This window comes from Alcanivorax hongdengensis A-11-3 (assembly GCF_000300995.1).
Taxonomy (GTDB): domain Bacteria; phylum Pseudomonadota; class Gammaproteobacteria; order Pseudomonadales; family Alcanivoracaceae; genus Alcanivorax; species Alcanivorax hongdengensis.
The window spans coordinates 1-5,718 of record NZ_AMRJ01000055.1; the positions used below are offsets into that span (position 1 = coordinate 1).

The window sequence follows — 5,718 nt, forward strand, 5'->3', positions numbered from 1 at the left end:
TCAAGACGCTGGCCAGCAACCACCGCAAACTTCCTCTCATCGCAGAACATTTGAGGAAACGCACATGGCTTCCCTGTTTGAGCCGCTGGTTACCGCTTTGACCGCACTTTTTGGGCGTGAGCCCACGCTGAACGAGATGATTCTGATCCCGATGCTTCCTGTTTTCATCAGCGCCTTTCTGCTCGAGTGGCTATACACCTACCGCAAGACGGGCGACGCCGCTCTGAGTAAGGGAAAGCCATTCTGGCTTTCGGAGGTGTTGGCTAACTTTTCTTTAGGAGCGGGTTATTACGTATCCGGCGCGCTAATGAACCTTCTGTTCGTGGCGGCGTTATTTACGGTGGTCTGGGAGCATCGCCTTTTCACGATCCCGATGAATTTAGGAACAATCGTTCTGGCGTTTTTTGTGCAGGAGCTTTGCTATTACTGGTATCACCGCACCGCACACCGAGTGCGTTGGTTCTGGAGCCAGCACGTCTCCCACCACACCGGCGAAAACATGAATATGTCGACCGCGGCGCGCCAGAGCATTCTGAACGGCATCGTCGGCACCTGGATGTTCTACCTTCCGGCCGTACTCATTGGGTTCTCGCCAGAGCTGATACTGGGATTGCTTGGCGCCAACCTGGCCTTTCAGTGGTTCGTGCATACCGAAGCCGTGCACAAATTCCATCCCTGGGTCGAATGGTGGATCAACACCCCTTCCAATCATCGTGTTCACCACGGCCGCAATCTGCAGTACATCGACAAGAACTACGGCGGCGTCATCATGTTGTACGACCACCTGTTCGGCACCTATGAACCGGAACAGGAAAAAGTGGAATACGGCACCCCGCGGCAGATCAAAAGCCATAACTGGTTTGTCATGAACCTTCATGAGTTTGTCGACATGTTCCGCGACGCGATGGCACCCGGCCCGCTCGGAGAGCGACTCAAGCATTTCTGGAAGCCGCCGTCATGGGAGCGCGAGGGCCACATCCCCGTCCATACCTGGACAGTCGAGCGCCATCCGGAGCCGGTTGAGAAATGAATAAAGCTGCCAAGATCTTCCTCGTCCTTAATGCCATCGCATTCATGCTCATTGGCATCAAGACCACAATCGACCCCGTAGCGTCGCTGGCCTCCCAGGATTTGTCACCACAATCGATCACGGCCGCCAACGAACTGCGCTCCATCTACGGCGGCATGCACTTCACATTCGGCTGCATGATGCTCGCTGGAGCCCTGATGGCGAGCCTGACTCGGCACGCCTTGTGGTTCTGCGCAGCCTTTCTCGGCGGCCTGGTTGCTGGCCGGCTATCCAGCCTGATCCTTGATGGCCAGCCGAATGATTTCGTCATGTTCCTGCTGGTTTTCGAGAGTGTTGTGCTGCTGTGTGCACTGATCCTTCAGCACGGGATTCGAGGCGACTCAACCCCGAAGAGCGGTTAACGCAAAGCCGTACCCGAAGTGCGTGCCCCTCTCCCGGGTTATCCGGAAGCCTCACAAGGGGCACACGCCGTATGAGCTTTCCCGACGCTTATGCGGAGGTCGATTTCTTAGGAAACCAAGGGAAGAAAATGCTGGTCCGCGCCTGGTATTCCCGGTAACCCGGCCGTTTTTGAACCGAGTAGTACTCGGCCGGTATGGCCCCGGTCAGGAAGACCAAAGTGATGAACATCATCACCGAAGCACCTACAGCACCCACTCCGGCAAGCCACCACACCGGGCTCGATTCAATGGACTGCATGGCCAACCAGGAGGGAACCGTAGCCAACACCAGCCCCGTCCAGACCAGCCACTCACCGAAGTAGTTCGGGTGGCGACTGTATTTCCACAGGCCGATGTTGCATACATCGCCGCTCTTGCGAGAGATGAACAACAGCTTCTGGCTGTCAGCGACGGATTCCAGGATATACGCCGCTGCCCAAAGAAGCAGGCCGGCGATTTCCCAGGGCGAAAGGCTGCTTTCCGGGTTAATCGCCATCAAAAAGCCCGGAATGGCCAGCACGGACATGTTCGCGAAACCCTGTGTCAGAATCTCCGTCAGCATGTGCAGCTTGACGTGCTTGGTTCCGCTTTGCTCCAGCACCATATGGCGATACTGATAACGCGGAAACTCGTGTTTGAAAATCACACCGGTCTTGTAGGCCATGACGACGGCGCCTACACCCATGCGCAGACCGATGAACAGATATACACCCGCAACGACCAGCCGACGCAGCGTGTCACCTTCACCAAACAACAATATGCAAAGCCCGATGGTTGCCACCCCAAAAGGCCAGGCGATATCCACGTAGGAAATACGCTGTGTGCGCCAGAACGGAATGCAGGCGACCAAGGTAAACAGGGTCAACTGCGCGGCGGCATTCACCGTAAATAAGGTCGCCAGGTTCGAAATGTCGGTCTGCAGCATGCCGGCCCAGATCGCGATAAAGGCCAAGGACAGCCAGGTACAAAGTTGCATGATGTCTCCAGGGCTTTGCCCGTGGCGTTGAGGTGGCGACCATCTTGCCGGAGCTTCAGCATTTGAACGATGGTCAATTGAGAAATCCAGTTGGCAAGCCTGGAATTCCAAGTATTTGGTAGCCGGGGCGTGGATGTGGCCATCTATACTCACGGGAGTGAAATCGAAACCGGGGAGAAAGATGCGCACTGAAAAAACCTATTGCCGGATTTGCGAAGCCCATTGCGGCCTAGATGTCACGCTGGACGGCGAGAAGGTTGTCGCCGTGAAGCCGGACAAGACCCACCCGGTTTCCAAAGGTTATGCCTGCATCAAGGGCGCCGCTATTGGCGAATTGGACGCGCGCAACAAGGCGATCAACCGCGTCCGCGCCAGAGGCGAACATGTGTTCGCCGGCCTCGAGCAGTTGGGCGGCAAGTGCGTGCGGGCGATGACGCTGGCGAGAAACGAACTGGCGATCCTGCTGAAGTGCGCGGCGTACAACGCCAAGCGGCTGGTCTGGCTGGTGCGCCATGACCCGTGCGGGTGTGCGCGATGAAGGCAGAGGTGCGCCCGCTGCAGCCTGCAAACGCAGTTTTGCAGGGCCTCGGGCGCCCGCCAAGGCTGCGATGACGGGGCCTGAGCGGCACCGAGAACCCCGAACTGAACGACGCGAGCGCCCTCATGCCGGTTCAGCCTTCGGAAATGGGGTTATGCGAAGTGCCCCTACGGCACGGTCACCTTCGACTACACGGCCTACTACAACGCCATCAAGAACAACGACGCGGCGCGGCGCGACAAGAATCCTCTGGCGATCTATGAGGAACAGGTCGGTCAATGGCTGCGTGCCAACCACACTGGAAAGACGCTGGAGGACGTGGAGGACGCAGGCAAAATCGTCGAAATCCGCGAGGGCTTGCTACCTGCATCGCTACCCTACCAGGTCATCGGATCTGTTCGCCGCTATGACACTGTTGCGGCCCACGACGCTGCAGTGCCCTCCACTGAGTCCAAGAAGTGGGGCAAGACACTTCGAATAATGGGCACCTACACCGCTGTGTTACCAGGCGGTGGCTCCATTTCGTTGAGCTCAACCACGCCCAATATTCTGCTGGCTGAGATTGCCACCAAACGTTTGACTTTTGCCCCTGAGTTTCAAGGGGCCGACTCCTTCCCCAGCATGGTCGTGAGATTGGGTGGCGTCGAGATTGCTCGCATCATTGACAGCCAAGGTGGCAACAGCGACGTGCCCCTGGGCAGCGTGGTGACCATGGAAATCACGATGAGCGGTGCGCCTTCTGTGGTCTCTGGCCAGCCCGACCGGGACATCAGCGCGACCTATCAGGGCATGGTAGGCGGCTATTACCTCATCGCCACAGGCGGAGAGTCCTCCAACTGGACCCAGGTTCATCGGGCAGCAGGAGAATTGCTGGACGCTAACGACCTATACAAGATCGTCTTCAACCCCTCAGAAGCAGGTTGCCAAGCCGATGGCGCCAACTGCACCCCCTACGTAGACGCCAACAGCAACGGCTGGGATAGCACCGATAGCAAGCTGCTGGAGAGCCGCCCCGCCCTGGACGCGCTGACGGGAGGCTTGCTTCATGTGGCTGCCACCCAGTACTACGCCAAGTTGCGGGAACAGTTCGAGCGCGCCGACCGGCTGAGAAAGGTCAAGACGCCGGTGATCGGGTTCCTGGGCGTGGTCAGTTCCGTCTACGAAGCCGAGTACATCAATGGCACGGCATTCTCCATCCTGCCCGGTGGCCTGCTCATCGACATGAAAGGCATCACGATTGGCGGTTCGTACCGAAGCGACGAAGCTGCGCTGACCTATTCCAGCAGCCAGTTCGAATTCATGGGGCATCTGACTTCTTCGCTGGAGCACGAAATCTGGCAGGAACTCACCGGCTACGATGCGGTATCGACCGTGCGTGGCATCCAGATGGCTTTGGCCAATGGTGCCACCCTGCTTAACCTCAAGAAGAACAACAGCACGGATACTCTCCCTGGCCTGTATCCGAGTCTGGGGTTCAGCACCACCGCGCCATCGGGCTTCACCTACACGCCGCTCACGGTCTACTCCACGGCGCCAGCAACGTGGACCCATGCAACACAGGGCAAGACGTTCGACACAATACTGCCCACCGTCACCACCGCCACCAGCGCCACGCAAAGGCGTGTGGGCAGATTTGTCTACTCCACCACCACAGGGATCTATGCCTGGTCGGACTGTGTTGATTATTGGGAGGGACAACTGCAGGCGTTCTACAACGCCAACGGCAATGCTTCGATTCCTCCGATATCGATGTGCAACCAGACTTTCTCTGGCCCTGTGCTCACCGTGATCAGTCAGTTCCAGAACTACTGGCTCTACACGATCATTCCGTATTACATCGGTCAAGTGGATTTTGACTACTACGACCGCAACAAGGGGTTCTCACCCACTGGTCGTATATATCGCGCCTATCCGCAGGCCAGCGATGCCTATGACACAACGACCATCGCATTCTTCCGCAACGATCTGTACCTACGTGATCTTTCTCAGTCGTGGGTGGAGTACACCTTGCCTTCCAAGCTGGCTACCGGATCGAATTACCGCTTCGAGGTAGACATCCGATCGGAGTGGGAGACTGAAACCGGCCACCTTATATCAATGGCAATGGAGATCATCAATCGAAGTATCTCCGCCGGAGGTGGATACGTCGGCCTGGAGGGGCTAAAGATGCAGAGTGATGACGTGAACTCGTCCAAAGCGGTGGATGCCGGCCCAGACGATACCAAAGAAACTACGCAAGGGAACTGACATGATGCGCCGCTTCACATCCAATGCAGTGGATGGCTCTGCTGTCGCCTGCGCAAAGCCTTGGTTGACCCGTCATCGAAAGGCGCTGTGCACCATCACAATAGCCTGTTTCACCTTGACGAACACAGCTCCCGTCTTGGCGGGCGGCTACGTCGATGGAAACGTTGTGCTGACACCATCCAAGTCTATCAACCTCCAGAACGCTGGCGTTGGTGGTGCAACGCCTTCCGTTGTCCCCACGTTCAACAACGACCAGTTCAATGACCAGGTGCTGGTGGGCACCGTCAACAACGACCCCATCCGCACACCGTCCACAGCCGACCCGGTCTCCACGGTCACGGGCAACAACTACCATGACGAAACCGATTTCGTCATCCGCGGTCGCAATGGCCTGAACACGGTATTCACGCGGACGTATAACAGCGCCCCCAGTTCGACCAAGGTGGATCGTGGCCTCGGTTACGGCTGGGTGCACAGCTACATGGGG

The 5,718-nt window shown here is 57.5% G+C and carries 6 protein-coding genes; 5 read left to right on the forward strand and 1 reads right to left on the reverse strand.

All coding sequences use genetic code 11. The features are described 5' to 3' along the window. Positions 1-64: 64 nt before the first annotated feature. Both A11A3_RS16855 and A11A3_RS16860 read left to right on the forward strand, forming a co-directional pair. Positions 65-1,030 carry a sterol desaturase family protein gene (locus tag A11A3_RS16855; RefSeq protein ID WP_008930546.1) on the forward strand — a complete coding sequence of 322 codons (966 nt, stop codon included), beginning with the start codon at positions 65-67 and terminating at the stop codon, positions 1,028-1,030. Continuing rightward, complete coding sequence (locus A11A3_RS16860) at positions 1,027-1,431, forward strand: DUF4345 domain-containing protein (RefSeq protein WP_008930547.1); 405 nt, start codon at positions 1,027-1,029, stop codon at positions 1,429-1,431. The genes A11A3_RS16855 and A11A3_RS16860 overlap by 4 nt, the downstream gene beginning before the upstream one ends. An 88-nt stretch (positions 1,432-1,519) precedes the next feature. On the opposite strand, the gene A11A3_RS16865 is transcribed toward A11A3_RS16860, so the two are convergent. Further along, positions 1,520-2,446 (reverse strand): DUF1295 domain-containing protein, encoded by a 927-nt coding sequence (locus A11A3_RS16865; RefSeq protein ID WP_008930548.1) that lies wholly within the window; start codon positions 2,444-2,446, stop codon positions 1,520-1,522. 181 nt (positions 2,447-2,627) lie between these two features. Here A11A3_RS16865 and A11A3_RS16870 point away from each other — a divergent pair, with 181 nt between their 5' ends. From A11A3_RS16870 to A11A3_RS16880, 3 genes are all read left to right on the forward strand, one after another. Then, positions 2,628-2,984 (forward strand): transposase, encoded by a 357-nt coding sequence (locus A11A3_RS16870; protein WP_008930549.1) that lies wholly within the window; start codon positions 2,628-2,630, stop codon positions 2,982-2,984. A gap of 318 nt (positions 2,985-3,302) precedes the next feature. After that, complete coding sequence (locus A11A3_RS16875; protein ID WP_008930550.1) at positions 3,303-5,231, forward strand: hypothetical protein; 1,929 nt, start codon at positions 3,303-3,305, stop codon at positions 5,229-5,231. Position 5,232: 1 nt separating this feature from the next. Beyond that, a partial coding sequence (locus A11A3_RS16880; RefSeq protein ID WP_193353583.1) for a DUF6531 domain-containing protein occupies positions 5,233-5,718 on the forward strand: 486 nt, incomplete at its 3' end.

Bases quoted from the DNA above. Each gene is read 5' to 3' on its own strand.
- A11A3_RS16860 (WP_008930547.1), top strand. From the start codon at position 1,027: ATGAATAAAGCTGCCAAGATCTTCCTCGTCCTTAATGCCATCGCATTC.
- A11A3_RS16870 (WP_008930549.1), top strand. From the start codon at position 2,628: ATGCGCACTGAAAAAACCTATTGCCGGATTTGCGAAGCCCATTGCGGC.
- A11A3_RS16855 (WP_008930546.1), top strand. From the start codon at position 65: ATGGCTTCCCTGTTTGAGCCGCTGGTTACCGCTTTGACCGCACTTTTT.
- A11A3_RS16865 (WP_008930548.1), bottom strand. From the start codon at position 2,446: ATGCAACTTTGTACCTGGCTGTCCTTGGCCTTTATCGCGATCTGGGCC.